The sequence below is a fragment of the Microbacterium foliorum genome (assembly GCF_003367705.1).
Classification (GTDB): Bacteria; Actinomycetota; Actinomycetes; order Actinomycetales; family Microbacteriaceae; genus Microbacterium; species Microbacterium foliorum.
This window is the reverse complement of record NZ_CP031425.1, coordinates 2,505,393-2,531,351: the sequence shown is the minus strand read 5'-3', so window position 1 is coordinate 2,531,351 and position 25,959 is coordinate 2,505,393. Positions and strand designations below refer to the sequence as shown.

Below are 25,959 nucleotides of genomic sequence, written 5' to 3'. Positions count from 1 at the left end.
GCCGGATCGACGCTCGGCAAGGGCTGAGTGCAAGGAGGGTCGGCGGTTGTCGCCGGCCCTCCTTTGTGCTGTTCCGGTTCTTGGGTCGCATTTTCATATTCTGCGGATTTTATTCCGCATTATTGCTGGGCCACCCACCCCAACATCGCCGCCGAGGTCAACGAGGCACTGAGCGAAGGGCGCACGGCCGACAACGTCGTCGCAGGCTCCGGGTGCACGATGACGTTCACATGCCCACTCGGCCACGACTATGAGACGACGCCCGCCAACCGGACCCGCGGCTCCCAGTGCCTGGTCTGCACCCACCAGGTGGTGAACCCGAGCACATGCCTGGCAACCGTCGCGCCCGAGGTAGCAGCCATGTGGCACGAGACCATGAACGGCGACCTTACCCCGCGGGATGTGTTCCCGGGGTCCTCCGCCAAGGCATGGTGGAAGTGCGTGAACGGATGCGACTACGACGGGGTCATCGCCAAGCGCGTCGAGGGTGTCGGCTGCCGCTACTGCTCGAACCGTGCCGTCAGCAAGAAGAACTGCATGCGGGTGACGCGACCGGACCTGGCCGCCGAGTTCCACCCGTGGAAGAACGGTGAGCGGACCCCGGGCAGCGTCGTGGCCGGCACCTCCCACAAGCTGTGGTGGCTATGCACCCCGCACGGTCACGACTGGGATGTGTCCGGCGACCACAGAGTCCGTTCAGGCACCGGCTGCCCGTACTGCAGTGGCAAGAAAGTGTGGGTGGGGTTCAACGACATGGCGACAACCAGACCCGAAATGACCGCGGAGTTCTCGCTATCCCGCAATGGCGACCTCACCCCTCAGGACGTGGTGGCCGGAACTGGCAAGCGCATCTGGTGGGAATGCCAGACCTGTGGCCACGACTGGCCGTCGACCGGGGACTCGCGGGCGAACAGCAAGCGGGGGTTCAAGGAGTGCGCGCAACGGAAGCGGTCTCGGGCGTGAGGCTGGAGCCTGCGTCTCCCGGGTACCCGCGATCTCCCGTATCGAGTTCGCTGCACCGACCGTTCACTATTCGGGAGCGCCGAGTGTTCTTCTCGCGATGTCGATGGAGCGGAGGGCCGCGTCCTTCGTGACGTGGCCCTCGCTGACTGCGAGAACTTCACCATTCCCTGCCCTCAACCGCCAGCGGTAGGCGCCGGCGCGGTCGTGGTACACCTCGAATCGACCCCGTGGACCGACGGCCGCATTTTTCAGCTGCTCGGCGACACTCTTGTCGGTGATGGCGCTGACGACGGCGGCTCGGATGTGTGCCGCCTCGTCATCGGGTGAAGGCGCCAGAGAGGAGAGGACGCTCGCCGCGGTCGCACGATCTTCGTCGGTCGCCCATTCGGCCTTGGACAGTTTCTCGATGAGGATCAGCCCCGCTGCGGATTCACGTGCATCCGTGCTGAGCGCCTGCGCGAATGCCTGCTCGTACCTTCTCGCCCACTCTTGCCGCGCGGCGTCTGCCTGTTGGGCGCGGCGAGTGATGAAGAAACTGACGACTGACCATGCGAGGCCGAGTGTCGCGATGGCCGCGGCGATGATGGCAGCGATGAGCGTGGCGGTGGTCTCATCCATGGGCTCACGATAGCGCTGACTCGACCGAGCACCGCGCATGAAGGGTAGTGGCCGACATCTGGCGTCTCATCCTTCTGATCTAACGCTAAATCAGTGATTCTGAGAGAGTGTCGTGTATGTCCCTCAGCGAACTGACCTCTGCGCTTGCGTTGGCGCTCTCCGCGGTCGCCATATTCATTACATTGGCATGGCGGCAGCGCCCGTTCATTCGCGTGGAGATCAGCGATCTGAAAGACAACAGTGAGACATCGCAACCACGGTGGCGGATCCGTGTGTCCAATCGAGGCAACGGCGAGGCCTGGGATGTTCGGCTCCGAGTCTTGCCAGGGGACGGTCTGGACGAAGTGTGGACGGTTGGGACGCTGAAGCCCGATGAATCGCACGACCAGGAGTTCATGGTCACCCCTTTCTTCGAAATAGGGGAAGGCAGCGGTACCTGGGCGAACGGCAAAGTCGACCCACGCTCATTGAAGGCGGTTGTACGTTGGCGTGCGCTCCCGTTCATTCGCTGGTATCGGCGAAAAGCCGTTCGCGTAGGTACGCCGACCGAGAACCTCGCGTGGTATCGGGACGAGTAGCGATCTCGCCGCGGCTACTTGCCGGCGGGAGCGGCCAGCGTGTACGGCGCGTTGAAAGCCGCTTCAAGTTGTGGTCGCAAACCCGACAAATACCGCTTCCCAGCCGCGTTCAACGGAAGTGCGATTCCTCGGCTCGCGAGGCGAGAGGCGACGATCTTGTGTCCCACTCCGTTGGGGAGTCCAAGATGGTTCCTGGCGTAGTCATCAACGGCTTTCGCAATGGTCACATTCGTTGCAAGGTCTTTCAACAGGATCGATTTTCCGCGCTCGGCCAGCAGCTCGTTCACGGTCTCTAAGTAGGTCGCGCGGTCGATGAGGTCTTCGATGGCCTTGCCCTTGGGTAGTTGAAAGATGTGACTTCGCGGAACTCCTTCATCTTCAAGCTGCTTCTTCTTGATCCCGCCCGATGTGTCGCCGTCAACCAAGAACGTAGTGATGAGCGCGACGGAGCTGATGGCTCTCGGCGCCGAGAGGTTAGACAGTCCGAAGGCTACTTGGAAGTCGAGCTGCGACCCGTCGGTCGCGTTGCGCAAGAGAGTGGGAAGCAAAATCATCTCGCTGACGCCCTCCGTGAGGACCGCGCGGCGAAAAGCCGAGAACGCGGCGGCTTCGGCGCCCATCGCGAAGAGCAGGTGCGAGAAGCCGGGATGTTCATTCGTCCAGAAGTTGTTTGCCACGCTACTCGTCCCTGGGTCGTCGGCATTGCGCGAGACTACACGGATGCCGGTCCCCAGATCGAGGGGTAGACACCCGGGCGAATGCGTCGTGTAGATCACCTTGTGAACTTTGAGCTCGTGAGTGAGTACTCGCACCAGATCTGCTTGCGCGTCATAGTGGAGGTTTCGCTCTGCCTCGTCGACGAGGAGCACCGGGGGAACATCGAGATTGGCAGCGAGGAGGAAACAGATGAGTCCGAGGAACGTTCGGAGCCCGTCGCTGCGCTCAGCAATCGGCGTAACCACGTAGTCGGGGCTATCCAGCTCCAGGATGTTGACCTCCAACACGCCGCCCTGGTTCAGTCTCAGCTCAATAGTGAGCTCAGACTGGGTCCACATCGGCTGGAGTCGCTCGCGAAGAGTCTCATTCATGCGGCGTTCCAGCGTCCGCATGGTTGCTGGATCCCCTCCGGTCGTGGCAGCCCACACCTCTCCCACGCTCGTCCCCGCAACACTGACGAGGTTTTTCAGCGGAGACGGAGGGCTTTCCCGTAGCGATGAGTCTTCGAGATGGTACGACTCCGATAGCTCTCGGTCATCGTCGCCAAACAGAAGGAACTTCGGTACACGTTGCTTGAGGGCGGCGCGGATCGCATCTCTGGGATCCGCGCGCTCGCCTGCCACGGCGGCGGTCAGGAGGGAACCGACCGCGATAAGACTCGCAGTCCGCAGCGCGGTGAGATTCCTCGGTTTGGGATCCTGCTGGTCAATCTCATTCACGAAAGTGCGCAGGCCGTCGCCCGCGATACGTAACTGAGCGACACGCTGAGGGGTCCAGACCGTGTCTGACGAATCGAGGGAGTGCTCTGCCGCTTCGATGGCGTCGTTCGGGGCGTCGATCTCGAGGTCATCGAGGACGTCATACGCCGCCTCCATCCGAGACGCGGCTTTGGCGAGCAGCTTCGAGGCGTCCTCGAAAGGCCGTGGATTCCGCTTCACTGTCGATTCGAGGCCGGTGGTCTGCTGACCGTTCGCCTGGCGATTGAGCCTGAAGTGGTTGACTGTCTTGAGCGAGACGGGCTGGTCGGTGTCCAGATCGAGTTGCCTCAACGCTTCGATGTCGTCGGCGTCAACGCGGTAGTGAGCACGAACAACCACCGCATCATCCGCCGGCCGCTGGCGTCGATTCTGATCTCGGAGCGGGAGCGCTGGATCCTCATGCTCGCCGGTAAGCCACGCGAGTCCTCGTAGCACGCTGGTCTTGCCTGCTTCGTTCGGACCGATGAATGCGATGGTCTGGCCGTCGACATTGCAGGATGTCTGGTCGAGCCGCTTGAACCCGTTGAACTCGATCTTCCACAGCTGCATGCCACATCCCCCACCCGTCCGTGGCTTCATATTGGCACATCGGGTCGCTGATGAGGCGAAAGCGGAGATCGTCCGCCGCGAGAACGGCGCCGGCCAGCTGATGGAACTGAAACTCTCGGATAGCTGTGACGCACCAGCCAATACGAGCCATGCGGACCTGATGACCCTAGACTCCTTGAATTTCGCGGCCCCAAGACTGTGCCAACTTCTACGACGCGTCTTGGAGTTAGCGGCTCGGACTGTCTTCAGCGTTCCCTTGAGCCAAGTGCTGTATATCTGCGCCAAGCATGTCGACGCGGCACACCCGCCGAACCGAGACGCCCGAGAGAACGACGACGGGGCGGATGCCGCGGCATCCGCCCCTTCGTCGTTTCTGCGCCCCTACGTCCGGTTCGCGCGGTAGTACTCCAGCAGCGCCCTGGTCGACGCGTCCTGGGCGTCGATCGCCGCGGCGTCGCCGCCGATCGCGGGCGCGATCTGCATGGCGAGCTGCTTGCCGAGTTCGACACCCCACTGGTCGAACGAGTTGATGCCCCAGATCGTGCCCTGCGTGAACGTGATGTGCTCGTAGAGGGCGATCAGCTGGCCGAGCACCTGGGGCGTCAGCGCCGGCGCGAAGATCGACGTCGTCGGGCGGTTGCCCGGGAAGGTGCGTGCGGCGACGAGGGCGCCCTCGGTGCCCTCCGCCTCGACCTCCTCCGCCGTCTTGCCGAACGCGAGCGCCTTGGTCTGAGCGAGGAAGTTCGCGAGGAACAGCTCGTGCACGTCCTGGTCGCCGTCGCTCGACGGATACGCCGGGTTCACGAACGCGATGAAGTCGGCGGGGATGAGCCGGGTGCCCTGGTGGATCAGCTGGTAGAAGGCGTGCTGGCCGTTGGTGCCGGGCTCGCCCCAGAAGACCTCGCCCGTGTCGGTCGTCGCCGGAGTGCCGTCCCAGCGCACGGACTTGCCGTTGGATTCCATCGTGAGCTGCTGCAGGTATGCGGGGAAGCGGTTCAGCTGCTGCGCGTAGGGCAGCACCGCGTGCGACTGCGCGCCATGGAAGTTCACGTACCAGACGTTCAGCAGGCCCATCAGGATCGGGACGTTGCGCTCGAGCGGCGTGGTGCGCACGTGCTCGTCGACCGTATGGAAGCCGGCGAGCAGGTCGCGGAAGACATCGGGACCCAGAGCGACGGCGAGCGACAGGCCGATCGCCGAGTCGACGGAGTAGCGGCCGCCGACCCAGTCCCAGAACCCGAAGGCGTTGGCGGGGTCGATGCCGAACGCGGCCACCTTGTCGAGGGCGGTCGACACGGCGACGAAGTGATGCGCGACGGCGTCGGTGCGGGCCTCGTCGTCATCGGCGATCGCCGCGGATGCCGTGAGCCCCGCCCACAGCCAGTCGCGCGCGAGCCGGGCGTTGGTCAGCGTCTCCAGGGTGGTGAACGTCTTCGACGCGACGATGAAGAGCGTCGTCTCGGGGTCGAGATCGGCGGTCTTCTGGGCGAGGTCCGTGGGGTCGATGTTCGACACGAACCTGGCCTCGATCCCGGCATCCGCATAGGGCTTCAACGCCTCGTAGACCATGACGGGTCCGAGGTCCGAGCCGCCGATGCCGATGTTCACGACGTGGGTGACCCGCTTGCCGGTGATCCCGAGCCACTTGCCCTCGCGCACCCGCGTGGCGAACGCGCTCAGCGCCTCGAGCACGGACTGCACGTCGGCATCCACATCCTGGCCGTCGACGGTGAGTTCCGGGGAGGCTCCGGCCGGTCGCCGGAGTGCGGTGTGCAGCACGGCACGGTCCTCGGAGGTGTTGAGGTGCGCGCCCTCGAGCATCGCGGCGAATCGTTCGGCGACGCCCGTCTGCTCGGCCAGACGGAGCAGTGCCGCGAGGACGTCGTCATCCACGAGGTTCTTCGACAGGTCGACATGGAGATCGGCGAGCGGGAACGAGAGGCGCTCGGCGCGGTCCGCATCGGCGGCGAACCAGCCGCGCAGGTCGGGGCTGATCGACTCGCGCAGCGCGGCGAGCTCGGACCAGGCGGGGGTGTGTGTCGGATCAACGGGAGCGGTCATGGATCCACGGTACTGCCGTGCGGAGGGTTGCGCGCCCGTCGTGACGACTGCCCTCGTCCTAGGATGACTGCGATGACCGATACGGCCCCCGAGACCGCAGCCGACCGGCGGATCAGAGCCACTGTTACCCGCCGGTTCGTGCGTGACCCCTTCGTGATCGGCGTCGGCCTGCTCGTCGCTGCGATCGCCTGGACCCTCGCCGGTGGCGACCTCGACTTCTTCCCGTTCCTGCTGATGCTGTTGGGGGGCTTCGGCATCGCCTTCTCGTTCGTCAACGCCACGATGGAGATGCGCCCCGCGCGCGTCGGCGTCATCGTGCACGTGGTCGTCGCTGCCGCGCTGGCCGCGACGGTGCTCGTCATGATCGAGTTCGACGGGGCCGAGCTCCTTGCCGATCTGCCGGAGCCCGCGCGCGCGATCGCCCTCGTGCTGCAGATCGCGGCGGGCCCCGCGACGGGATGGATCCTGCTCGGTCTGCTCTCACGCGTGACCGACCTGTTCCGGCGTCGCGACACGGAGAAGAGGCCGGCCCCCGTCGCGCCGGTCTGGCAGCAGGAGGACACCGCCGACGGATCAGGCGTCGATTTTCCGGCCGTGCCGCTGCGGATGCGGACGCTGACGATGGCCATCGTCGTCATCGTCGTGGTCGTGGGGCTCGCGGGGACCGCGCTGCTGATCGCCCTCGACGGCGCCGGCATGCTCTTCGGCCCGAGGATCGCGGTCATCGTGGTGGGAGCGGGCCTGGCGCTTCCCGTGTACCTCGTCCTGCTGGCGGTCACCCGGCGCCGCACTCTCGTGTGCGCGGTGGCCTTCGGCGACGACGAGCTGCGCATCCGGGCCGGCGCCTCGACGTATCGCATCCTGTTCCGCGACCTCCAGGCGCTCGTCTGGCGGACGCGCAGCGACTACGCGAGGATCGAAGTGCAGGGCACCACCGCTGAGGGTGCCGCCGTGGATCTCTCGCTGATCGCCGGCCTGGCGAAAGCCCCCGCGGGTCGCATCTCGGAGCTTCCCGCGCTGCCGCGACGCGTCTTCCGCCGGCTCGAGCTCGCGGGCATGGCCGTGCACCGGACGCGTCGTGACGAGGTCGTTACCTTCCGGCGGGGTGTCTGAGCGATGACATGTCTGCGCCGGAGCGCGCGTGGAGGTACGGTTTTCTCATGGGAAGACTCCGATACGACGGCATCTCAGAGCCGATCCTCATCGACGATGAGACGCTCGCGCATCTGAAGGTCATCGTGGGCACGAAGCTACGTCGTCAAGAGAGCTTCATGATGAGCTGGCGCCCGCGCGAGGGCGGTGACCCAGGACGGGTGACCGTGTGGGTCCACCCCGCGATCCCGCTGCAGTTCCTCTACACCAGCGCCGAGCCCCAGCACGTCGAGAAGCAGCGCATCGAGGACATGATGCGCTCTCTCAACGCGACCGGCGAACTCGTGATCGACGACTTCATCGAATTCGGCAAGAACGAGGGCAGCCTCGTCGAGGAGTGAGCTCGGCGGTGTGAGCTACTCGGCGGTGTGAGCTACTCAGTGGGGTAGCCGTCGTCCGCCAGCAGGCGTGCGAGGTGTGCGGCGTTGCGGGCTGCGGTCGCCGTCGCCTGCGCGACCTTCTCGGGCGTCTCGTCGAGGTCCTTGTAGTCGACGGTGTGCATCGCCTCGCCGTTCCAGTAGACCGACCCCTGTGCCGGCACGGAGTATCCGATGTCGTTCAGCGACTGGAACAGGATTGCGGCGATGTGGTGCGCGCCGTCCTCGTTGCCGACGATGCCGGCGATCGCGACCTTATCGAAGAGGATCGGGCGTCCCGCGTCGTCGGTCTCGCTCAGCTCCGCATCCAGGCGCTCGAGCACGCGCTGAGCGACGCTGGAGTGCTGTCCCATCCAGGTGGGCGTGAGGAAGACGAGGATGTCGGCGGCGTGGACCTTCTCGCGCAGCTGCGGCCAGGCGTCGCCCGCGCCCATGTCCGCCTCGACACCGGGGCTGATCGCGTGGTCGACGGCGCGGACGAGCTCGCCCGTCACGCCGTGCTCACGAAGGGCTTCAAGGATCTGCTCGCCGAGCAGGTCGCTGCTCGACTCGGCGGGGGAGGGCTTGAGAGTGCAGGAGATGGCCAGTGCTGTCAGTGGAGTGCTCATACCCCGCACGAAACCACCATCGTCGCGCCAGGCACAGGGGGTTCCGTGCCCGGGGCGTGTGCGCTAGACGGTATCGTGGAACACGGCCGCTACGACAGGAGATCCCGTGATCCTCAGCTTCATCTTCTTCATGATCCTCTTCCTCGGAGGCATCTGGCTCATGGGGCTCGCTCAGTCGCTCGAGGACTTCCAGGCGATCGTGTTCATCGGCGGCCTGCTCATCACCAGCCTGTCGCTGGCGTTCATGATGCGCGCGGGAGGCTCCGCCACCCGCCGCAAGGACAACTGGTCGGGCAACGCCACCGAGTAGTGGGTCGCGGCGCGCTCAGCCGCGCTTCGCGAGCCTCGCTTCGAGATTCGCCTTCACCGCGGGCCACTCCGGCTCGATGATCGAGAACTCCACGCTGTCGCGCAGCGCGCCGTTGCGGTAGCGGCTCATCGCCCGCATGACACCGTCCTGCTTCGCTCCCAGGCGCTCGATCGCCGCGCGGGACTGGAAATTCACCCACTGGGTCGTCAGGCCGACACGGAACACGCCGAGCTCGTCGAACGCGTGCTGCAGCAGCAGCAGCTTGGATTCTGCATTCGTTCCGGTGCCGTGGACGGACGGCCGATTCCAGGTGTAGCCGATGTGCAGTCGGGGTGCGTCCTCGTCGAGGTCGTAGTACGAGGTGAGTCCCAGTACGCGACCGTCCGCATCGAACGCTGTGAACGGGATCATCCCGCCGCTCTCGATCAGGCCGATGCGGCGCTGGATCTCGGCCGCGAGTCCCTCCGGCGAGGGCACCGAGGTGTACCACGCGTTCTTCCACAGGTCGCCCTCGAGCAGCGCGTCGAGCAGGCCGTCATGGTGCGAGGGGTCGAGCGGGCGCAGCTCGACGAGGCGACCGGTGAGGGTGACTGGGGCGGGTGCGGCGCGGAACGTCATGGTGTCATTCAATCAGCGCCGCGGGCGTTGCGGGATCAGGCGCTCAGCGACTGCTCGTCCCACTGCCCACGGCCCATCCTCGCGCCGACGTAGGTCGTGTCTCCGATGCGCAGCAGGAGACGCCGGTAGGCGGTCACGATCTCGACGGTCACTCCCAGCTCGAAGGCCATGCTCGCCAGGTGCGTGCCGCGCAGCCGCTCGGCCTCGGCGTATGCGGGCGCGGTGATGAGCAGCCGAGCCGCCCACTCGTCGGCACGACGCTCCTGACGCGCGCGCAGCGCGGGGTCGCCCGTCGGCGTGTGCCCGAGTACGGCGTGCGCCAGCTCGTGGGCGAGCACGCTGCAGGTCGCTCGCGCAGTGAGTCCCGGCACCACACGGATCGTCGCGGTCGTCGGCTCGTAGCCGCCGTAGGAGCGGCCGGGAGCCTCGATCAGGCGCAGCCCGTTGTCTTCGAGCAGGCGGAGGAGATGCTCCATGAGTCCTCCTCGTCGCGGGTCGCGGGGTCGCGGGGTCGCGGGTCAGTCGTACAGGTCGTCGGTGTCGTCGCCGTGGGTGACGGGGGAGTCGAACGCGACTTCGGAGTCATCTTCTCGTCGACCGCGGACATCGGTGCGAGGGCGCAGAGGGGTGATGGTGGCGCCCTTGCGTGCGGCCTCGGCCCGCAGTCGTTCCTCGGCGCGTCGGAGGATCAGGTGGGGCTCGAGGTCGACGGCTGCGCACACCGCGTAGACGATCGGAACCGGGATCGCGCGCTTGCCGGTGACATAGTTGTCGAGCGCGCTGCGGGCGATGCCGATCTCCCGCGACATCGCGGCGATGCTGCTGCCCGCGGCGGCGATCTCGCCTCGTAGCTGTCGGCCGACTGCTGCGTTGAACTCCTCGCCCGGTGTCTTCACGTGAGTCACGATAGCACTGCTGCGGAGCCAGTATGCCGTCATACCAGTGCTGCCGCGCTTGTCGTGAGGTCATGTGCGGCGATAGTGTCTACGAGTGACGACAGATGTGAGGCGAATGGTCGCATCCAGGGTGAGAGCCGAGATGGCCGCGTCCGGAAGGACGCCGCAGTGGCTCGCCGAACAGGCCGGGATCACCACGAAGGCGCTGCAGAACAAGCTCGCGCTGCGCGCCGATTTCACGGTCGTCGACCTCGCCGGCATCGCGCATGCACTGGAGATATCGGTGGAGGAACTCGTGCCACCGGCGCGCTAGCGTGGGCGTATGAAGACCATCCCCTTCGGATCCACCACCGCCCCCGCCGTCGTCGCCGGAATGATGCGGATCGACGACAAGGACGACGCGCACATCCGCGCGCTGTACGACAGTGCGCGCACCGCCGGCATCGACTTCTTCGACCATGCCGACATCTACGGCGGCGCGATGCATGTCTGCGAAGGGCGCTTCGCAGACGCTCTCGGCCTCTCCGCGAGCGAACGCGACGAGATCGTCCTGCAGGCCAAGTGCGGCATCAACCCGGCCGAGGGGTCGTTCGACTTCTCGTACGACCACATCATCCGGCAGGTGGAGGGATCTCTCGCGGCGCTGCGCACCGATCGTCTCGATGTGCTGCTCCTGCACCGCCCCGACGCGCTGGTCGAGCCCGAAGAGGTCGCGAGGGCGTTCGACGAGCTCGAAGCGGCCGGCAAGGTCAGGGCCTTCGGCGTCTCGAATCACACGCCCCGGCAGATCGACCTGCTGCGCACGGCGGTGACCCAGCCGCTGGTCGCGAATCAGCTGCAGCTGTCGATCACGCACGCGCCGATCATCGCCCAGCCGATCGCCGCGAACATGTCGGGCGAGGACCAGAGCATCGTCCGCGACGGCGGAGGGATCGTCGAGTACTGCCGCATCAACGGCATCACGATCCAGGCGTGGTCGCCCTTCCAGGGCGGGTTCTTCACGGGAGTGTTCCTCGGCGACCCGAACTACGCCGAGCTGAACGTGGTGATCGATCGTCTCGCCTCGTCGTACGGTGTCGAGCCGATCGCGATCGCGACGGCGTGGATCACCCGGCATCCCGCGAAGATGCAGGTGGTGCTCGGCACCACGACGCCCGACCGCGTGCGGGATGCCGCCGCCGGCGCCGACATCGAGCTCACGCGCGCCGAATGGTACGAGCTGTTCCGTGCGGCGGGGCACCTGCTGCCCTAGTCCGAGCGCCGCGGGCGCGCGTCGTCTACCCTGAACACATGCCGTTCCTGTTCACGATCCTCGTCATCGCCCTGATGGTCGGCGCGCTCGTCGACATCATCAAACGCGACGATGCGCAGGTCAGATACCTGCCGAAGATGGCCTGGATCGTCATCGTGATCCTGCTGCCGCTGATCGGGAGCCTGCTGTGGTTCGCGATCGGACGCGAGTACTCGGAGGCGGGTCTGCGCATCCCGCGGATGCGTGCGTCCGCACCGCCGACGAGCAGTAGGCCGGCTCCGGCTCCTGTCATGCCGATCGACACGCGGAGCACGGAGCAGCAGATCGCCGACCTGGATCGGGAGATCGAGGAATGGCGGCTGCGGCAGGAGATCGAGAAGCGCCGTGGAGAGAACGGCGATGCCTCGGCAGGACCGGGTTCAGTCCAGATCTAGGCGGCGGGCTGCACGAGATCGAACGATTCCCGGACGGCGTCTTCGAGTGACGGGTAGGCGAATTCGAAACCCGCGAGGGTGAGCTTCTCGGGTATCACCCATCGGCTCTTCAGGATCAGCTCGGTCTCGGTGCGGATGCCGATCGCGCCGAGCTCCAGCATCCACCGCGGCAGCGGAGGGCCGAACCCGGCGCCGAGCACGCGACGAACGGTCGCCATGAACTCCGCGTCGTCCGACGGGTTCGGGGACGCCGCGTTGACCGGCCCGTCGAGGGAGGGCGTGACCTCGAGGAAGTCGATGATGCGGGCGACATCCTCGACGTGCACCCAGCTGAACCTCTGCTCGCCCCGGCGTGCACCGGGGCGGTGCCCGGTGCCGGCCGCGCGCCGTGCGGGTCCGATCGGCCACGGGCCGTCGTGATGCGCTCCACCCAACCCGAGACGGGCGAGATTCCTGAGCGGACCGAGCACCCCTCCATGGCCGAGCACGATCGCGCTGCGCAGCGCGACCCTTCGCGTCTGCGGGAGGTCGTCGGCGAACAGTGCACGCTCCCAGGCCTTGGCGACCTCGACGGAGAATCCGGTGCCGATGTCGCCCGAGGATTCCGTCATCGGCCGATCCTCGGCGTGGCGGTAGATCGTCGCGGTCGACGAGTTCACCCACAGGGGCGGAGGGTTCGACGCCGTCGCGATCGCGGAGCCGAGCGACGACGTGGTGTCGAGGCGCGAGCGGAAGATCGCGGCGCGGTTCGCGGGCGTGTAGCGGCAGTTCACGCTCTTGCCCGCGAGGCCGATCACGAGGGAGGAGCCGTCGATGGCGCGGTCGATCGCACGCTGGTCGCCCCACGCGATGTCGGCACCCGACCGCGAGATCGTGATCACCTCCCGCCCGGCGGCGCGCAGGCGGGGGATCAGATAGCTCCCCATGAAGCCCGTGGAGCCGCCGATCACGACGGGCCCGGCGGGCAGGGGAGCAGCAGCGGTCACGGGGTCTCGCTCTCGATCGCGTAGGAGAAGAAGCCGGTGTACTCGTAGACCCGACCGAGCAGCGGGGCGTCGATCGTCATGTTCACGTGGTGGCGTTCGGTCGCGGCATCCCAGCGCTCCACGAGCCTGATCCGTGGCCGCAGGAACCGCGGTGCCGCGATGCGCAGGGGACCGAGGCGCAGTCCGACGCGCCGGATCGAGAGCACGACAGCCTCGTCGTGCACATCGATGTCGAACGTGGTGACGACTGTGCGGTGCGGCCCGATCTCGTTGCGCAGGATGCGGTTCGCGCCGAGGACCACGACGTCGGGCATGACCCAGGTGCGCCCGGGGAGCTCGAAGTGCCGGACGGCGACGGCCGTGCCGTCGACCGTGCGGTTCTCGATGCGGAAGGGGACGTCGCGCTCCCAGCCCGCGAACGCGACGCCGAGGGCCTCGGCGATGCGGAAGACCGGCCACAGCGAGCGGTGGCGGGAGCCCGCGCTGGTGAACACGCCCGTGCCGACCCCCACCTGACCGTCGGGGATGGTGCGGAAGTACCACGCGGTCTTCGGATGCAGTTCCGAGATGCGCTCACCCAGCGCGCGCTCGTATGGCGACAGGTGGGTGGTGTCCGCAGCCGTCATCGTCTCACCTCACGACGACGAGTCGCGGAGTCTGACCAGACGCTCGTGCCCGGTCTCCTCGAGCTCGGCGATGTCTTCGCGCGACTTGACGAAGTCGGAGAACGAGCGGTACCCCAGGGCCTTCTCGCTGAACGACGGATCCATGCGGCGCATGTGCGTCTTCACCGCGGAGCTGTGCAGCCACTCGTCGGCATCGGTCTTGTCGTGACCGAGGCGCAGCGCGCGATGCAGCAGCTCGGTGGCCTCGCTCTGCTCGGTGGCCTCGCCCGCGTCGACGACCGGGGACTTCGCGGTGGTGCTCGCCGCCGCCGGCGTCTGTGCGGGAGCCTGAGTCTGCGCCTGCGCCTGCGCGGGCGCCGGGGCCTTGGCCTTGGACGTCTTGGTCTGGGCGCGCGATTTCGTCTTCGCCACCGGCTCGGCGACGGTCTCGACGACCTCTGCGACCGGTGCGGCGACCGGTGCGGGGGCGCTCTTGCTCGGGCGGACGACGCCGGGCAGCGAGTCGTACGCCTCGAACTCGTCGCACGCCGCGGCCAGCGACTTCGCGGTCGACCCGGCCACGCCCACGCCGATCACGTAGCGGCCCAGTCGCTTGCAGCGCTGGGCGAGGGGGACGTAGTCGCTGTCGCCGGCGACGATCACCACGTGGGTCAGGTCGGGAAGCCGGAACATGTCTTCGACGGCGTCGACGGCGAGACGGATGTCGGCACCGTTCTTCGCGTACGCGGCCGCGGGGAACAGCTGCACGAGGTCGACGGCGCGCGCCACGAGCTGCGACCGGTACACGGCGTTCACCGGCGACGACCAGTCCGCATAGGCCCGGGTGAGCACGAGGGTGCCGAAGGAGGCGGCGTAGTCGATGATCGCGCCCACCTCGATCATCGCGCGGGACAGCCGCTCGGTGACATCGGGGTCGGACGGGTTCTCGGTGATCCTCTGGCGGTCCTTGCCGTAGGCATTCCGCCCGTGGACACGGTCGTACCAGGAGATGACGATGTTGTCGAAGTCCAGGTAGACGGCGACGCGCGCGTCGGGAGCCTCAGCCACGGTCTGCCTCCTCGCCGGGGTAGCGCACCCCGATCTGGGAGCGGATCTCGTCGAGGGTGCCCATGATCGCGACGCTCTCGGCGATGGGCAGCAGGTCGCCGCGGAGCAGGCCGTCGCGCACGAGTCGCTCGGCGGCGTGGGCCTGGTACTGCATCCCGCGACCGGCGACCTCGGAGTCGTACTCCTCGACGACCGTGCCGTCGGGCAGGACGACCCTGAACGTGGTCGGGACGTACCAGACGCGGTCGATCTCGATGCGCGCCGCGGTGCCCACGACGGTCGCGGCGTTCGCGCCTGCGGCCCTGGACGACGAGAGCGTGGTGGAGATCGCCCCGCCCGCGTGCGTCATGACGGTGGCGACCTCGGCGTCGGCGCCCGTCTCGATGAGACGGCCGACGGCACGGATGTCGGTCGGGGCGCCCAGGATGTCCCACACGAAGGAGATCGGGTAGATGCCGAGGTCGAGCAGCGCGCCGCCGCCGAGCTCGAGCGCGTTGAGGCGGTGTGCGGGATCGCTCGGAAGTAGCTGGGTGTGGTCGGCGGTCACGGCTCGGATCTCGCCCAGAGTGCCGGCGGCGATGATCTCGCGGATGCGCACCATGTGCGGCAGATAGCGCGTCCACATCGCCTCCATCACGAGCAGACCCCGCTCGGCGGCGAGCCGCTGCAGGTCTTCCGCCTCCCCGTGGTTGAGCGTGAACGGCTTCTCGACGAGCACGTGCTTTCCCGCCTCGAGCGCGAGCCTCGCGTTCTCGTGGTGCATCGGATGCGGCGTCGAGACGTAGATGATGTCGACGCCGGGATCCGCGACGAGCGCCTCGTACGAGGGATGGGCGGTGGCGATGTCGAAGCGTGCGGCGAAGGCGTCGGCCGACTCCTGAGACCGAGAGCCGACCGCGACGAGATCGAGCCCCGCGGTGCGCAGATCGGATGCGAACGCGCCGGCGATGCCGCCGGTCGCGAGGATTCCCCAACGAAGACCAGTCATCCTCTCAGCGTAGGGGGTGCGACCGACGCGCGGGGTGTTCAGGTCAGGGCGGCTGCAGTGCGCGGCGAGACGAGCGGGAGCACCTGCGCGGCGATCCGCTCGAGTTCCTCGTCGAGGGGCGACGCCTGGATCAGCAGCAGCGTGATGCCCGCATCCGCGTACGCGTCGATGCGCTCGGCCACCTGCTCCGCAGTGCCGACCAGGTTCGGACGCAGACCCCGCGTGCCCACCGAGTACTCCCGACGGGTGAGCTCGAGCGACAGCTGGGAGTTGCGCTGGAATTCCTCGAACGAGGCGTAGCCGGGCGAGTCGGGATCGACGGTCGTGATCCGATCGAGCTCGCGCTGCGCCTCGGCCTCGGTGTCGCGCACGATCACGTACGCCGGCATCCCGAACTCGGCGATCGGGCGGCCGTGCAGCCGTTCGGAGCGTGCATTCATGTCGGTCACGTTCGCGCGGACCTCGTCGAGCGTGCCGCCGTGCATGACGTAGGCGTCGGCGAAGCCGGCGATCGATTCGCGTCCCGCCTCGCTCTCGCCGCCCGCGAAGACGACGGGATGACTCGACGGCTTCGGCTCGACGATGGTGCCGTCCAGCGTGTAGTGCGCCCCGTCGAACGAGAAGGGCGTCTGCTCCCACAGACCGTTCAGTACGGACACGAACTCCGCGGCCTGCACGTAGCGCTCGTCGTGGGTCGTGAACCGCCCGCCGAACTGGCGCGCCTCCTCGGCCCACCAGGCCGCGACGACGTTGAGGGAGACCCGGCCCGGTGCGATCCGATCGAGCGTGCCGACGGTCTTCGCCAGCACCGCGGGGAGGTGGAAGCCGGGGCGCACGGCCGTCATCACGCGCAGGCGGTCGGTGACCGCGAGGATCGCCGCCGACAGCGACCAGGCCTCGAGGCTCGGCGCATCGATGCCCTTGCGGTCGTTCAGGTACAGCTCGGGGACGAGCGTGGTGTGGTACCCGAGACGGTCGGCTCTCACCGACACGTCGCGGATGTAGTCCCAGGTGGCGGCCATGCGCCCCTCGTCGGCGACATTGCGCAGGAACCCTCCGTACACGGGGGTCCAGTATCCGAGATCGATGGCCATGGTGGTCCTTCCGTCAGGTCAGGGCGAGCGCCCGGTCGAGGTCGGCGATGAGGTCGGCCGCGTCCTCGAGTCCCGCCGACAGCCGGATGGTGGTGGGTGAGATGCCCGCCGCCTCACGCTGCGCCGCGGTGAGGTGGGAGTGCGTCATGGATGCCGGGTGGTTCACGAGACTGCGGGCATCGCCGATGTTCGCCACGAGACGGATCACGCGCAGCGCATCGATCACCCTGGCGACGCTCGCGTGCGTGTCGGCGCCGCGGGGGACAGCGAGGTCGAACGAGAACACCGACGGGCCGCCGCGGGGCAGGTAGCGCTCGGCGAGCGCATGCCAGGGGGTGCCCTCGAGGCCGGGGTGGTGCACCCGCGCGACGGCCGGATGCTGCTGCAGGTGCCGCGCGAGCGCGAGCGCGGTGGCGCTCTGCCGGGACACGCGCAGATCGAGGGTCTCGATGCCCTGCAGGATCTGCCAGGCGTTGAACGGCGAGAGCGACGGGCCCAGATCGTGCACGTACTTCGACTTCACGAGCGCCGCGAACGCCTGCCCGATGCCGAACCGCTCCCACAGCGTGAAGTCGCCGACGCGCGCGTACGGCTCGGTGAAGTGCGGCCAGCGGGCAGGCTCCCGCCCGGCGTCGAACGTCCCCAGATCCACGACGACGCCGCCGAGCGATGTGCCGTGGCCGCTCAGGAACTTGGTCGCGGAGTGCACCACGAAGTCGGCGCCGTGCTCGCCCGGTCGCACCAGGTACGGGGTGCCCACGGTGTTGTCGATCACCAGCGGCACTCCCGCGGCGTGGGCGATGTCGGCGACCGCACGGATGTCGAGGACCTGCGCGATCGGATTCGCGATCGACTCGGCGAAGAGCACCCGCGTCTCGGGGCGGATCGCCGCCCGCCACGCCTCGGTGTCATCCTGATCGACGAAGGTCACCGGGATGCCGAAGTCGTCGAAGGTCTCCTGCAGCAGGTCGACCGTGCCGCCGTACAGCTGGGTGGCGGCGACGATGTGCCCGCCGCGACCGACGAGCGCGAGCAGCGTCACCGCGACCGCCGCCTGACCCGAGGCCACCGCCACCGCGGACACGCCGCCCTCGAGCGCCGCGACGCGCTCTTCGAGCACCTGCTGGGTCGGGCTCGCGTTGCGGCTGTAGAGGTTGCCCGCCGTACGCAGCGCGAACAGGTCGGCGGCCTCGGCGAGCGATCCGAACTCGTAGGCCGCGGTCTGGTAGATCGGCGGCACGGCGCTGTTCTGCGGAGTGGCGGGGACGTACCCGGCCTGGATCTGGCGTGTGGAGAACCCGGTCATGCGGTCGCCCCCGCCGTCGTCCCCGCCGTCGTCGCTGCGTTCGCTGCCGTCGCCTGGTACGCGCGGACGATCGGAGCGTGGACGTCTCCACCGCGCAACCGCTCGAGCCACTGCACCAGTGCGGCCGCGACGCTGCGGTGCGTCTGGTCGTTCAGAGCGTCGTGCAGACCGTCGACGGTCTCGAGGATCTCGAGGTCGGGCACGCTGCGAAGCGCGGTCGATATGGCGGCGATCGGCGACACGGGGTCGGCTCCGCCATGGACGGCGAGCACCGGAACCTCCACGGCCGCGAGATCGGCCGGTGCGGGCAGCGGTGCGGCCGCCGCGACGTCGACCGACGTCGCCTCCGCCGCGAGGACGCCCAGATGCAGCGGGCACGCGGTGCGCTGCTCGGCGGACGGCAGGTCGAGCTCGGCATCCACCAGGGTGCCGGCGATGACGGCCGCGTCGACCGGCGCGCCCTGCGCGACGAGATGCAGGACGGCGGATGCTCCGGCATCCGCGCCGACGAAGACCCTCGGGGCGTCCGTCGCCGCGCCGAGCCAGGCGCTCGCCGCATCCGCATCTCCTTCGAAGACGGCGACGGTGTAGCCGTCGGCGCTCAGTCGGCGGCCGAAGCGCTCGTACACGCCGGCGCGCTCGCCGCGTCCGGTGACGACGGCGAGGCTGCCGCGAACGCGCGCGGACGGCGTCCACAGCGTGGGGGAGGAGGTCGAAGTCATACCGCCCATCCTGTGCGGGGAGGGCGGGGCCGCGTTCCGATGTGTCGCCGTGTTGCGGTCCGTGTCGCTCGACTGCCGAGCGGATTGTGGGCCCTGTCGTCGCGCTCCTAGCTTCGCTTGCATGACCCGACGACCTCGCGCCGCACTGTTCGCCGCCGCCTCTCTCGCCACCCTCGCCCTGGCCGGATGCGCCGGTGCCGCCGCCGCCCCCTCCGACGCCGCGGGGCCCACCTCGCTGACCTGGGGCTGGGCGCTGCCCACGAGCTGGGACCCGGTGACCTCGACGGCCGGATGGGACACGCACGCGCTCGCCCTCGTCTACGACGGGCTCACGCAGCTCGACACCGAGGGCCAGGTCGTGCCCGGCCTCGCCGAGAGCTGGGAGTACAGCGACGACGGCACCGCGATCACCTTCCACCTGAGGGAGGGCGCCGAGTTCACGGACGGGACGCCGGTGACCGCCGATGCCGTGAAGCAGAGTCTGGAACGGGGCCGCGATCAGGAGAACTCGACGCTTGCGGGGCAGCTGCGCATCGTGGTGGGCATCGACGTCGTCGACGAGCAGACCGTGACCGTGCATCTCGACCAGGCGGACTACCAGGTGCCCTATCTGTTCGCCGGCAAGACGGGCTTCATCGTGAATCCCGCGGCCTTCGACGATGTCGGAGCCCTCGCGACGCAGCCGGAGGGCTCGGGGCCGTTCGCCCTCACCGAGTTCGTGCCGAACGCGCACGCCGATCTCGAGAAGAACGACGACTACTGGAACGCCGACCACATCTTCATCGACGACTTCTCGATCGTCCCCGTCACCGACCCCGCGACGGTCGTCGCCGGGGTCTCGTCGGGCCAGTGGGACGTCGCCATCGTCCCGCCGGCGCAGGTCCAGGGCGCCGAGGCCGCGAATCTCGAGGTCGAGACCATCAAGGCGCTGACCGTGCGGGCGCTCGACGTGAACAGCACCGTCGCGCCGTTCGACGACCAGAGAGTGCTGCAGGCGATCAGCCACGCCACCGACCGGCAGGCGCTGGTGGACGCGGCGTACTTCGGCCAGGGGACGCCGAACTGGCAGCCCTTCCCCGACGGATACGTCGCGCACAGCCCCGAGCTCGACGATCTGTACCCGTACGACCTCGACGCCGCGGAGCAGCTGCTGACCGAGGCCGGATATCCGGACGGACTCACGATCACCCTCTCGCTCACCGAGGACGACACCGCGCTCGCCGAGGTGCTGCAGGCCCAGTGGGCGAAGGCCGGCATCGACGTCACGCTCGACGTGCTGCCGGCGGCAGCCGTGGCACAGAACTACGTGCAGCGCACGCTGCCCTTCGTGCTCGACAGCTACTCGGGACGCCAGTCTCCGCTGCAGGGGCTCGAGGTGCTGTACGGCGCCGAGGGACTGATGAACCTCGGACGTCAGACGCCTCCGGAGCTCACCGCGGCCATCGACGCGGCCAGGGCGACGCCCACCGACGCCGACGACTACGCGCAGAAGGTGCAGGACGCCGTCGAGGTGGGCGTGAGGCTGCAGCCCAACACCTTCCTGTTCAGCTGGCCGCGCATCCTCGTGCACCCCGAGACGGTGACCGGCATCCAGCACTGGCTCGACGTGCAGCGCTGGGAAGACGTGAAGGTCGACGGCTGAGACGACCATGACGACCACCACCGCCGAGGCGCCCCGCGCGCCCGACATCGACGAGGCCACCGCGCCTCGCACACCGTGGCCGGTGCTCCGCTCGGTCGTCGCGACGCTGCTCACGGCGGTCACGGTCTTCGTCCTCGCGACGTTCGCGACCTTCGCACTCGGAGCGGCGAGCGGATCGGACCCCGCGGCCGTCGCCCTCGGCGAGGTCGCGACGCAGGCCGACGTCGATCGGCTGAATCACCAGTTCGGTCTCGACCGGCCGTTCCTGGTGCGCTACGTCGACTGGATCGGAGGCGCGATCGGCGGCGACCTCGGGAACTCGTGGTTCACCACCATCCCCGTGGGGGACAGCATCGCGCAGGCGTTCCCGGTGAGCTTGTCGATCGCGGCGGGCGCCACCCTGGTCGCCCTCGTCTTCGGCTTTCTCGGCGGCGTGCTCGCCGCGGTGACCCGCGGGGGTGCGATCGACCGGGTGATCACCCTGCTCAGCACGGTCGCCGCGACCGTTCCCGCGTTCGTGGCCGCGATCGGCCTCATCCTGCTGTTCTCCTACGCGATCCCCGTGTTCCCCGTGGCCGGGTACACGCCGCCGGAGAGGAGCATCGCGGCCTGGCTGACGTGCCTGGTCCTGCCGTCGGTGGCGCTCAGCCTCGACGCCGGGGCCGACATCGCCCGACAGCTGCGCACCTCGCTCGTCGGCACCCTCGGCGAGAACTTCATCGTCGGCGCCCGCGTGCACGGGCTCGGGCCTGGGCGCATCGTGTTCCGGCATGCGCTGCCGATCGCCTCGGGCCCGGCCCTCTCGGCGCTGGGCGTGCATGCGCCGCGGTTGGTCGGCGGCGCGGTGATCACCGAGGTGATCTTCGGGATGCCCGGTCTCGGCCAACTCGCGAACCGGGCGGCGCTGCAGGGTGACGTCCCCGTCGTACAGGGGGTCCTGCTCGTCACGATCGCGGTCATCGTCGTGGTGGGCGCGATCCTCAACGTCGTGATCTCCCGCACCGCCGGAACCGAGAGGAGTGCCGCATGACCGCCCTCGCCGCACGCACCGGACGGATCGCACCGCTCACCGGACTCTGGAACACGGGATGGGCGACCAGGGCGGCGCTGGTCATCCTGCTCGGCGTGGCGATCCTCGCGGTGGCCGGCCCCGCGCTCGCGCCTCAGGATCCGCTCGCGCAGAATCCCGCCGCGGCGCTGCAGGAGCCGAGCCTGACGCACCTGCTGGGCACTGACTACCTCGGCAGGGACGTGCTCTCGAGACTGTTCGCCGGCGCGCCCGCGTCTCTGCTGAGCGCGGTGTCCGCCGCGCTGATCGGACTGGTCCTCGGCGCGGTGCCCGGAGCGCTCAGCGTGTTCGTGCCGCGGGCGGCCGAGTGGCTGTCGCTGCGGGCGGTCGACGCCCTGCTGGCGCTGCCCTTCATCCTCTTCGCGATCGTGTTCGCCGCCCTGCTGGGCAACGGCCTCGTGCAGGCGACGCTGGCCATCGGCATCCTCGTCGCGCCCGGCTTCTTCCGCATCGCGCGTGCCGCGACCCTGCGGGTGCGGGATTCGCAGTACATCGATGCGGCCGGCTATCTCGGGGCGTCCGCGTGGTGGATCCTGAGTCGTCATGTCTGGCGTCACGTGGCACCGACGCTCGTGGTCGCGTCGGTCTCGGCCCTCGGCGGGGCGCTGCTGGCCGTCGCCTCGCTGACCTTTCTCGGGATCGGGGTGCAGCCGCCGGCACCCACCTGGGGCGGGATGCTGTCGAGCGACCTCGGCTACCTCGGTCAGCGCCCGTGGGGGCCCGTGGCCCCGGCGCTCGCGATCATCCTCACGGTCGGCGCGCTCAACCTCGTGGCGGATGCCGCCAGGGATGGTCTGGCGCATGTCTGATCTCCGTTCCCTCGAGCGCCCGGCCGCGCCGCTGCCGCCCTCGTTCGACGAGGCGTCGCTCGCGCGGCCGCCGATCGCCGCCGCCACCGACCTGGTCGTCAGCGCTCCCGACGGCACCGAGCTGGTGCAGGGCGTCTCCGTGTCGGTGCGCCCCGGTGACGCCCTCGGCATCGTCGGCGAATCGGGCAGCGGCAAGACGCTCACCTGCCGCGCCCTGCTGGGCATCCTCCCCGCAGGTCTGTCGGTCACCGGGGGCGCGGTGCAGATCGACGGCCTCGACCTCACTCACGCCGGGGAGCGGGAGTGGCGTCCGGTGCGCGGCACGCGCATCGGCGCGGTCTTCCAGGACCCCGCCTCGTATCTGAACCCGGCGATCCCGGTCGGGGCGCAGCTCGAAGAGACCCTGCGCGTGACCGCCCGTGTGCCGCGACGACGGGCCAGGGCGCGGGCGCGCGAGCTGCTCGGCGACCTCGGCATCCGCCGCGTCGACCTGGTGCTGCGCCAGCGCGTCGCGCAGCTCTCGGGCGGCATGCTGCAGCGCGTGCTGATCGCGATGGCGCTCGCCGCCGACCCCGCCGTGCTGATCGCCGACGAGGCGACGACCGCTCTCGACGTCACGGTGCAGGCCGAGCTTCTCGAGCTGCTGCGGCGGCTCCGCCGGGAGCGCGACCTCGCGCTCATCCTGGTCTCGCACGACCTCGCCGTCGTCGCACAGGTCTGCGAGCGCGTGCAGGTGTTCCGCGACGGCCGGGTCGTCGAGGCCGGTGCGACGTCGCGGGTGCTCCGGGCGCCCGCCCACCCCTACACCCGTGAACTGCTCAGCGCGCACGCCGCGTACGGACTCGAGAGGTTCCTCGCATGACGCGCACTCCGCTGCTCCGACTCGACGATCTGTCGGTCGACTACGGGGCCGTCCGCGTGCTCGACCGCATCTCGCTCACGGTGCGCCCCGGCGAGGTCGTCGGCGTCGTCGGCGAGTCGGGCTCGGGCAAGACGACGCTCGCCAGGGCGGTGCTGCGCGCGGTCGACAGCGCGGCGGGCTCGCGGATCCTCGTCGACGACCGCGACGTGACGCGCCTGCGCGGCCGCGGCCTGCGGCTCTGGCGCCGGGCCGGCGTCGTGCAGTACGTCTTCCAGGATCCCCTCCGCTCGCTCGACCCCGGGGTGCGCGTCGCCGAGTCGATCGTCGAGGGGCTCCGCATCGCGAAGGTCTCGGCGCAGGAGGCCACCCGTCGTCGCGCGGCGGCGTTGGAGGCCGTGGGGCTCGACGAGGAGCTCCTGACGCGGGTGCCCGCCGGCCTCTCCGGCGGGCAGCGGCAGCGCGCCGCGATCGCCAGGGCCCTCGTCGTCGAACCTCGCCTGCTGCTGCTCGATGAGCCCGTCAGCGCACTGGACGCCGCGAGCCGTGACCGCGTGGTCAAGGCTCTGATCGCTCTGCGCGACGCGCGAGGCGACGATCTGGCGATGCTCGTCATCTCACATGACATCGGCTCGCTCGCCGCCATGAGCGACCGACTGGTGGTGCTCGACCGCGGACGCATCGTCGAGGACGGCCCCACGCGGCGCGTGATCTCGCGCCCGGAGCACCCGTACACCCGCCTGCTGATCGACTCCGTCCCCCTCATCCACACACCCACCGCGAACCGACCTTCGCCCGTCCCCGCCAGGAGCTGACACCATGCCCATCGAGATCCTCGGAATGATCGCCACCACTGCGGGGTCGGAATCGACGGCGGTCTCCGGCCCCGTCGTCGACGCCGCGTACGTGCGGGAGTTCTCCCGCGCGCACGAGGAATCCGGTTTCGACCGGGTGCTGATCGGCTACAGCGCCAGCTCTCCCGACGGATTCGCCGTCGCGGCCGCGGCGCTGCACGCGACCGAACGGCTGAAGGTGCTCATCGCCCACCGACCGGGGTTCGTCGCGCCGACCGTCGTCGCGCGCAAGCTCGCCACCCTCGACCACCTGACCGGAGGCGGACGGGTGGCGATCCACCACATCACCGGTGGCAGCGAGGCCGATCAGCGTCGTGACGGGGACTTCAGCGCGAAGTCCGAGCGCTACCGCCGCACCGGAGAGTTCATCGAGGTGCTCCGACGCACGCTCGCCTCCGACGAGCCCTTCGACTACGAGGGCGACTTCTATCGCGTGCAGGGGGCCTTCTCGGCCGTGAAGCCCGCGACCGAGGCCGGCATCCCGATCTTCTTCGGCGGGCTCTCCGACGGTGCGGTCGACGTCGGGGCGGGCGGGGCCGACGTGTACATGCTGTTCGGTGAGCCGCTGGCCGAGGTGGCCGAGAACATCCGGGTGATCCGCGCGGCGGCGGCCGCGCGAGGGCGCACCGTCGAGTTCAGTCTCTCGACCCGCCCGATCATCGGCGCCACCGAAGCTGAGGCCTGGGAGAGGGCCGACCGGATCCACGCCGAGACCGCGGCGCTGATCCGCGACAGGGAGTCCGGCGACACCCTGTCGTTCGCGCGCCCCCTGCAGCGCGAGCAGAACGCCGTGTCGGCCGACCGCCTGCAGCAGGCGGCCCTGCGCGGTGACGTGCACGACGAGCGCCTCTGGCTGGGGATCACGAAGCTCACGGGCCCGTCGGGAAACTCCACGGCTCCGGTGGGCACGCCCGCGCAGGTGGCCGAGGCGCTGCTGAAGTACTACGACCTGGGTGTGACGCGCTTCCTCATCCGCGGATTCGATCCGCTCGGCGACGTGCGCGAGTGGGGAGACGAGCTCGTCCCCGCGCTCCGCGAGGGCGCGCGGCTCCGGGATGAGGCGCGCGCAGCACGTGACGACGCACGTGACGAGACCCGCGTCGCCTGACCACGCTCCCTACGGAACGAGGACGATCTTGCCGGAGGCGGCGCCGGACTCCACGAGCTCGTGGGCCTGTGCCGCCTCGGCGAGGGGCAGCTCGGGGCCGAGCTCGATCGTGAAGTCGCCGGTGGCCAGCAGATCGACGGTCGCCGCGAGCGCCTCGGCTCGCCACTCGAGCTCTTGCGGCGTCAGGGGCTCGGGCGATCCGCCGGAGAAGGCGCGGATGCCGAACGACGCCGCGTCGGGACCCCGGACGATCGTCGCGATGCGGTCGCGGTCGGCGACGAGCTCGAGGGAGACCTCGATGGCCTCGTCGGTGCCCGCGCAGTCCAGTGCCACCGTCACCCCGTCGGGGGCGGCGTCGCGCACGCGGTCGAGCAGTCCCTCGCCGTAGGCGACGGGGATCGCACCGAGTTCACGCAGCTGCTCGTGCCGCGCAGGGCTGGCGGTCGCGACGACGGTCGCGCCCCAGGCGACGGCGAACTGCACAGCCGCCTGCCCGACCGACCCCGACCCGCCGTGCACGAGCACCACGTCGCCCTGCGCGACGCCGAGCGAGCGGAGGGCCTGGAACGCGGTCCCTGCGGGGATGCCGATCCCGGCGCCCTCGGCCGAGGTGACGGAGTCGGGCAGCGCGACGAGCTTCTCGACCGAGACGGCGAGGTGGCTCGCGTACGTGCCGACCGTGTCGCGGATCGCCACGCGGTCGCCCACGCCGAAGGTCTCGACGCCGTCGCCGACGGAGTCGATCACGCCCGCGCCGTCGAAGCCCACACCCCGCGGCTCGGTGATCGGCGGCGACGGGCGCTTCGCGCTGCGCAGCTTGGCGTCGATCGGGTTCACTCCGGCGGCCTCGATGCGCACCACCGCCTCGCCGCTGAGCGCGATCGGGTCGGGGACCTCGATCAGGTGCAGCACATCAGGGGAACCGAACTCCGTATAGACGATCGCGCGAGCCATGCGT

General features: G+C 69.1%; 29 protein-coding genes and 1 pseudogene. 15 read left to right on the top strand and 15 right to left on the bottom strand.

Annotation, left to right across the window (positions count from 1 at the left end; all coding sequences use genetic code 11):
* Positions 1-27: 27 nt before the first annotated feature.
* Together DXT68_RS17430 and DXT68_RS17240 are read left to right on the top strand one after the other, a co-directional pair.
* Positions 28-294, top strand: a pseudogene (locus tag DXT68_RS17430) (hypothetical protein); the annotation flags it as partial.
* A gap of 66 nt (positions 295-360) precedes the next feature.
* Complete coding sequence (locus DXT68_RS17240; RefSeq protein ID WP_045253207.1) at positions 361-963, top strand: zinc-ribbon domain-containing protein; 603 nt, start codon at positions 361-363, stop codon at positions 961-963.
* Positions 964-1,029: 66 nt separating this feature from the next.
* Here DXT68_RS17240 and DXT68_RS11940 read toward each other — a convergent pair whose 3' ends face one another.
* On the bottom strand, positions 1,030-1,581 hold the full coding sequence (locus DXT68_RS11940; protein WP_082068837.1) for a YegP family protein: 552 nt from the start codon (positions 1,579-1,581) through the stop codon (positions 1,030-1,032).
* A 116-nt stretch (positions 1,582-1,697) separates the two neighbouring features.
* On the opposite strand from DXT68_RS11940, the gene DXT68_RS16965 reads away from it, so the two are divergent.
* Complete coding sequence (locus tag DXT68_RS16965; protein WP_156149248.1) at positions 1,698-2,159, top strand: hypothetical protein; 462 nt, start codon at positions 1,698-1,700, stop codon at positions 2,157-2,159.
* A gap of 14 nt (positions 2,160-2,173) precedes the next feature.
* Here DXT68_RS16965 and DXT68_RS11935 read toward each other — a convergent pair whose 3' ends face one another.
* A complete protein-coding gene (locus DXT68_RS11935) occupies positions 2,174-4,183 on the bottom strand; it encodes an AAA family ATPase (protein ID WP_045253208.1) in 2,010 nt (669 codons plus the stop codon).
* A gap of 381 nt (positions 4,184-4,564) precedes the next feature.
* Positions 4,565-6,244, bottom strand: coding sequence for a glucose-6-phosphate isomerase (gene pgi / locus DXT68_RS11930; protein WP_045253209.1), 1,680 nt, complete (start codon positions 6,242-6,244; stop codon positions 4,565-4,567).
* A gap of 72 nt (positions 6,245-6,316) precedes the next feature.
* Here pgi and DXT68_RS11925 point away from each other — a divergent pair, with 72 nt between their 5' ends.
* Together DXT68_RS11925 and DXT68_RS11920 are read left to right on the top strand one after the other, a co-directional pair.
* Positions 6,317-7,357: a hypothetical protein gene (locus tag DXT68_RS11925; RefSeq protein WP_045253210.1), complete on the top strand. Its 1,041-nt coding sequence runs from the start codon at positions 6,317-6,319 to the stop codon at positions 7,355-7,357.
* 47 nt (positions 7,358-7,404) lie between these two features.
* Positions 7,405-7,737: a DUF7882 family protein gene (locus DXT68_RS11920; protein ID WP_045253211.1), complete on the top strand. Its 333-nt coding sequence runs from the start codon at positions 7,405-7,407 to the stop codon at positions 7,735-7,737.
* 32 nt (positions 7,738-7,769) lie between these two features.
* Here DXT68_RS11920 and DXT68_RS11915 read toward each other — a convergent pair whose 3' ends face one another.
* Positions 7,770-8,381: a flavodoxin family protein gene (locus DXT68_RS11915; RefSeq protein WP_045253212.1), complete on the bottom strand. Its 612-nt coding sequence runs from the start codon at positions 8,379-8,381 to the stop codon at positions 7,770-7,772.
* Positions 8,382-8,487: 106 nt separating this feature from the next.
* Here DXT68_RS11915 and DXT68_RS11910 point away from each other — a divergent pair, with 106 nt between their 5' ends.
* Complete coding sequence (locus DXT68_RS11910) at positions 8,488-8,691, top strand: hypothetical protein (RefSeq protein ID WP_045253213.1); 204 nt, start codon at positions 8,488-8,490, stop codon at positions 8,689-8,691.
* Between the two features lie 15 nt (positions 8,692-8,706).
* Here the strand turns inward: DXT68_RS11910 and DXT68_RS11905 are convergent, their stop codons facing one another.
* The 3 genes from DXT68_RS11905 to DXT68_RS11895 are packed head-to-tail and all read right to left on the bottom strand — an operon-like array spanning position 8,707 to position 10,205.
* Positions 8,707-9,309, bottom strand: coding sequence for a GNAT family N-acetyltransferase (locus DXT68_RS11905; RefSeq protein ID WP_045253214.1), 603 nt, complete (start codon positions 9,307-9,309; stop codon positions 8,707-8,709).
* 35 nt (positions 9,310-9,344) lie between these two features.
* Positions 9,345-9,785, bottom strand: a complete 441-nt coding sequence (locus DXT68_RS11900) for an ImmA/IrrE family metallo-endopeptidase (protein ID WP_082068839.1) — start codon at positions 9,783-9,785, stop codon at positions 9,345-9,347.
* A 42-nt stretch (positions 9,786-9,827) separates the two neighbouring features.
* The gene (locus tag DXT68_RS11895; protein ID WP_244268143.1) at positions 9,828-10,205 is read right to left on the bottom strand and encodes an XRE family transcriptional regulator; all 378 of its coding nucleotides are present in this window, start codon (positions 10,203-10,205) and stop codon (positions 9,828-9,830) included.
* Between the two features lie 115 nt (positions 10,206-10,320).
* Here DXT68_RS11895 and DXT68_RS11890 point away from each other — a divergent pair, with 115 nt between their 5' ends.
* Genes DXT68_RS11890 through DXT68_RS11880 form a run of 3 tightly spaced genes read left to right on the top strand, consistent with a single transcriptional unit; the run spans position 10,321 to position 11,891 of the window.
* Positions 10,321-10,518, top strand: a complete 198-nt coding sequence (locus DXT68_RS11890) for a hypothetical protein (RefSeq protein WP_045253215.1) — start codon at positions 10,321-10,323, stop codon at positions 10,516-10,518.
* Between the two features lie 9 nt (positions 10,519-10,527).
* Positions 10,528-11,457, top strand: coding sequence for an aldo/keto reductase (locus DXT68_RS11885; protein ID WP_045253216.1), 930 nt, complete (start codon positions 10,528-10,530; stop codon positions 11,455-11,457).
* A gap of 38 nt (positions 11,458-11,495) precedes the next feature.
* On the top strand, positions 11,496-11,891 hold the full coding sequence (locus DXT68_RS11880) for a PLD nuclease N-terminal domain-containing protein (RefSeq protein WP_045253217.1): 396 nt from the start codon (positions 11,496-11,498) through the stop codon (positions 11,889-11,891).
* Here the strand turns inward: DXT68_RS11880 and DXT68_RS11875 are convergent.
* The 7 genes from DXT68_RS11875 to DXT68_RS11845 are packed head-to-tail and all read right to left on the bottom strand — an operon-like array spanning position 11,888 to position 18,660.
* Positions 11,888-12,859 (bottom strand): epimerase, encoded by a 972-nt coding sequence (locus DXT68_RS11875; RefSeq protein WP_082068845.1) that lies wholly within the window; start codon positions 12,857-12,859, stop codon positions 11,888-11,890. The two genes, DXT68_RS11880 and DXT68_RS11875, sit on opposite strands and share 4 nt — an antisense overlap.
* A gap of 14 nt (positions 12,860-12,873) precedes the next feature.
* The gene (locus DXT68_RS11870) at positions 12,874-13,503 is read right to left on the bottom strand and encodes a DUF4166 domain-containing protein (RefSeq protein WP_045253218.1); all 630 of its coding nucleotides are present in this window, start codon (positions 13,501-13,503) and stop codon (positions 12,874-12,876) included.
* Between the two features lie 9 nt (positions 13,504-13,512).
* Complete coding sequence (locus DXT68_RS11865; RefSeq protein ID WP_045253219.1) at positions 13,513-14,550, bottom strand: NYN domain-containing protein; 1,038 nt, start codon at positions 14,548-14,550, stop codon at positions 13,513-13,515.
* Positions 14,543-15,538: a Gfo/Idh/MocA family protein gene (locus tag DXT68_RS11860; RefSeq protein WP_045253220.1), complete on the bottom strand. Its 996-nt coding sequence runs from the start codon at positions 15,536-15,538 to the stop codon at positions 14,543-14,545. The genes DXT68_RS11865 and DXT68_RS11860 overlap by 8 nt, the downstream gene beginning before the upstream one ends.
* Positions 15,539-15,576: 38 nt before the next feature.
* Positions 15,577-16,632: an LLM class flavin-dependent oxidoreductase gene (locus tag DXT68_RS11855; protein ID WP_045253221.1), complete on the bottom strand. Its 1,056-nt coding sequence runs from the start codon at positions 16,630-16,632 to the stop codon at positions 15,577-15,579.
* Positions 16,633-16,645: 13 nt separating this feature from the next.
* Complete coding sequence (locus DXT68_RS11850; RefSeq protein WP_045253222.1) at positions 16,646-17,938, bottom strand: O-acetylhomoserine aminocarboxypropyltransferase/cysteine synthase family protein; 1,293 nt, start codon at positions 17,936-17,938, stop codon at positions 16,646-16,648.
* A complete protein-coding gene (locus tag DXT68_RS11845; RefSeq protein WP_052677637.1) occupies positions 17,935-18,660 on the bottom strand; it encodes an alpha/beta hydrolase in 726 nt (241 codons plus the stop codon). The genes DXT68_RS11850 and DXT68_RS11845 overlap by 4 nt, the downstream gene beginning before the upstream one ends.
* A gap of 121 nt (positions 18,661-18,781) precedes the next feature.
* Between DXT68_RS11845 and DXT68_RS11840 the strand changes: the two genes are divergently transcribed.
* The 6 genes from DXT68_RS11840 to DXT68_RS11815 are packed head-to-tail and all read left to right on the top strand — an operon-like array spanning position 18,782 to position 25,001.
* Positions 18,782-20,302: an ABC transporter substrate-binding protein gene (locus DXT68_RS11840; protein WP_045253223.1), complete on the top strand. Its 1,521-nt coding sequence runs from the start codon at positions 18,782-18,784 to the stop codon at positions 20,300-20,302.
* A gap of 7 nt (positions 20,303-20,309) precedes the next feature.
* Positions 20,310-21,332 carry an ABC transporter permease gene (locus tag DXT68_RS11835; protein ID WP_052677638.1) on the top strand — a complete coding sequence of 341 codons (1,023 nt, stop codon included), beginning with the start codon at positions 20,310-20,312 and terminating at the stop codon, positions 21,330-21,332.
* Positions 21,329-22,180, top strand: a complete 852-nt coding sequence (locus DXT68_RS11830) for an ABC transporter permease (protein ID WP_082068840.1) — start codon at positions 21,329-21,331, stop codon at positions 22,178-22,180. Before DXT68_RS11835 ends, DXT68_RS11830 begins: the two co-directional genes overlap by 4 nt.
* Positions 22,173-23,042: an ATP-binding cassette domain-containing protein gene (locus DXT68_RS11825; RefSeq protein WP_115760563.1), complete on the top strand. Its 870-nt coding sequence runs from the start codon at positions 22,173-22,175 to the stop codon at positions 23,040-23,042. Before DXT68_RS11830 ends, DXT68_RS11825 begins: the two co-directional genes overlap by 8 nt.
* Positions 23,039-23,854 (top strand): ABC transporter ATP-binding protein, encoded by an 816-nt coding sequence (locus tag DXT68_RS11820; protein WP_045253224.1) that lies wholly within the window; start codon positions 23,039-23,041, stop codon positions 23,852-23,854. Before DXT68_RS11825 ends, DXT68_RS11820 begins: the two co-directional genes overlap by 4 nt.
* A gap of 4 nt (positions 23,855-23,858) precedes the next feature.
* On the top strand, positions 23,859-25,001 hold the full coding sequence (locus DXT68_RS11815) for an LLM class flavin-dependent oxidoreductase (RefSeq protein WP_045253225.1): 1,143 nt from the start codon (positions 23,859-23,861) through the stop codon (positions 24,999-25,001).
* 9 nt (positions 25,002-25,010) lie between these two features.
* On the opposite strand, the gene DXT68_RS11810 is transcribed toward DXT68_RS11815, so the two are convergent.
* Positions 25,011-25,955, bottom strand: coding sequence for a quinone oxidoreductase family protein (locus DXT68_RS11810; protein ID WP_045253226.1), 945 nt, complete (start codon positions 25,953-25,955; stop codon positions 25,011-25,013).
* Between the last annotated feature and the right edge of the window lie 4 nt (positions 25,956-25,959).

Excerpts from the sequence above, each read along its gene's own strand:
- DXT68_RS11920 (WP_045253211.1), top strand. The coding sequence starts at position 7,405 with ATGGGAAGACTCCGATACGACGGCATCTCAGAGCCGATCCTCATCGAC.
- DXT68_RS11860 (WP_045253220.1), bottom strand. The coding sequence starts at position 15,538 with ATGACTGGTCTTCGTTGGGGAATCCTCGCGACCGGCGGCATCGCCGGC.
- DXT68_RS11915 (WP_045253212.1), bottom strand. The coding sequence starts at position 8,381 with ATGAGCACTCCACTGACAGCACTGGCCATCTCCTGCACTCTCAAGCCC.
- DXT68_RS11935 (WP_045253208.1), bottom strand. The coding sequence starts at position 4,183 with ATGCAGCTGTGGAAGATCGAGTTCAACGGGTTCAAGCGGCTCGACCAG.
- DXT68_RS11885 (WP_045253216.1), top strand. The coding sequence starts at position 10,528 with ATGAAGACCATCCCCTTCGGATCCACCACCGCCCCCGCCGTCGTCGCC.
- DXT68_RS11830 (WP_082068840.1), top strand. The coding sequence starts at position 21,329 with ATGACCGCCCTCGCCGCACGCACCGGACGGATCGCACCGCTCACCGGA.
- DXT68_RS11810 (WP_045253226.1), bottom strand. The coding sequence starts at position 25,955 with ATGGCTCGCGCGATCGTCTATACGGAGTTCGGTTCCCCTGATGTGCTG.
- DXT68_RS11890 (WP_045253215.1), top strand. The coding sequence starts at position 10,321 with ATGGTCGCATCCAGGGTGAGAGCCGAGATGGCCGCGTCCGGAAGGACG.
- DXT68_RS11870 (WP_045253218.1), bottom strand. The coding sequence starts at position 13,503 with ATGACGGCTGCGGACACCACCCACCTGTCGCCATACGAGCGCGCGCTG.
- DXT68_RS11820 (WP_045253224.1), top strand. The coding sequence starts at position 23,039 with ATGACGCGCACTCCGCTGCTCCGACTCGACGATCTGTCGGTCGACTAC.
- DXT68_RS11905 (WP_045253214.1), bottom strand. The coding sequence starts at position 9,309 with ATGACGTTCCGCGCCGCACCCGCCCCAGTCACCCTCACCGGTCGCCTC.
- DXT68_RS11850 (WP_045253222.1), bottom strand. The coding sequence starts at position 17,938 with ATGACCGGGTTCTCCACACGCCAGATCCAGGCCGGGTACGTCCCCGCC.
- DXT68_RS11835 (WP_052677638.1), top strand. The coding sequence starts at position 20,310 with ATGACGACCACCACCGCCGAGGCGCCCCGCGCGCCCGACATCGACGAG.
- DXT68_RS11855 (WP_045253221.1), bottom strand. The coding sequence starts at position 16,632 with ATGGCCATCGATCTCGGATACTGGACCCCCGTGTACGGAGGGTTCCTG.
- DXT68_RS11925 (WP_045253210.1), top strand. The coding sequence starts at position 6,317 with ATGACCGATACGGCCCCCGAGACCGCAGCCGACCGGCGGATCAGAGCC.
- DXT68_RS16965 (WP_156149248.1), top strand. The coding sequence starts at position 1,698 with ATGTCCCTCAGCGAACTGACCTCTGCGCTTGCGTTGGCGCTCTCCGCG.
- DXT68_RS11880 (WP_045253217.1), top strand. The coding sequence starts at position 11,496 with ATGCCGTTCCTGTTCACGATCCTCGTCATCGCCCTGATGGTCGGCGCG.
- DXT68_RS11840 (WP_045253223.1), top strand. The coding sequence starts at position 18,782 with ATGACCCGACGACCTCGCGCCGCACTGTTCGCCGCCGCCTCTCTCGCC.
- pgi (WP_045253209.1), bottom strand. The coding sequence starts at position 6,244 with ATGACCGCTCCCGTTGATCCGACACACACCCCCGCCTGGTCCGAGCTC.
- DXT68_RS11900 (WP_082068839.1), bottom strand. The coding sequence starts at position 9,785 with ATGGAGCATCTCCTCCGCCTGCTCGAAGACAACGGGCTGCGCCTGATC.
- DXT68_RS11940 (WP_082068837.1), bottom strand. The coding sequence starts at position 1,581 with ATGGATGAGACCACCGCCACGCTCATCGCTGCCATCATCGCCGCGGCC.
- DXT68_RS11825 (WP_115760563.1), top strand. The coding sequence starts at position 22,173 with ATGTCTGATCTCCGTTCCCTCGAGCGCCCGGCCGCGCCGCTGCCGCCC.
- DXT68_RS11845 (WP_052677637.1), bottom strand. The coding sequence starts at position 18,660 with ATGACTTCGACCTCCTCCCCCACGCTGTGGACGCCGTCCGCGCGCGTT.
- DXT68_RS17240 (WP_045253207.1), top strand. The coding sequence starts at position 361 with ATGTGGCACGAGACCATGAACGGCGACCTTACCCCGCGGGATGTGTTC.
- DXT68_RS11815 (WP_045253225.1), top strand. The coding sequence starts at position 23,859 with ATGCCCATCGAGATCCTCGGAATGATCGCCACCACTGCGGGGTCGGAA.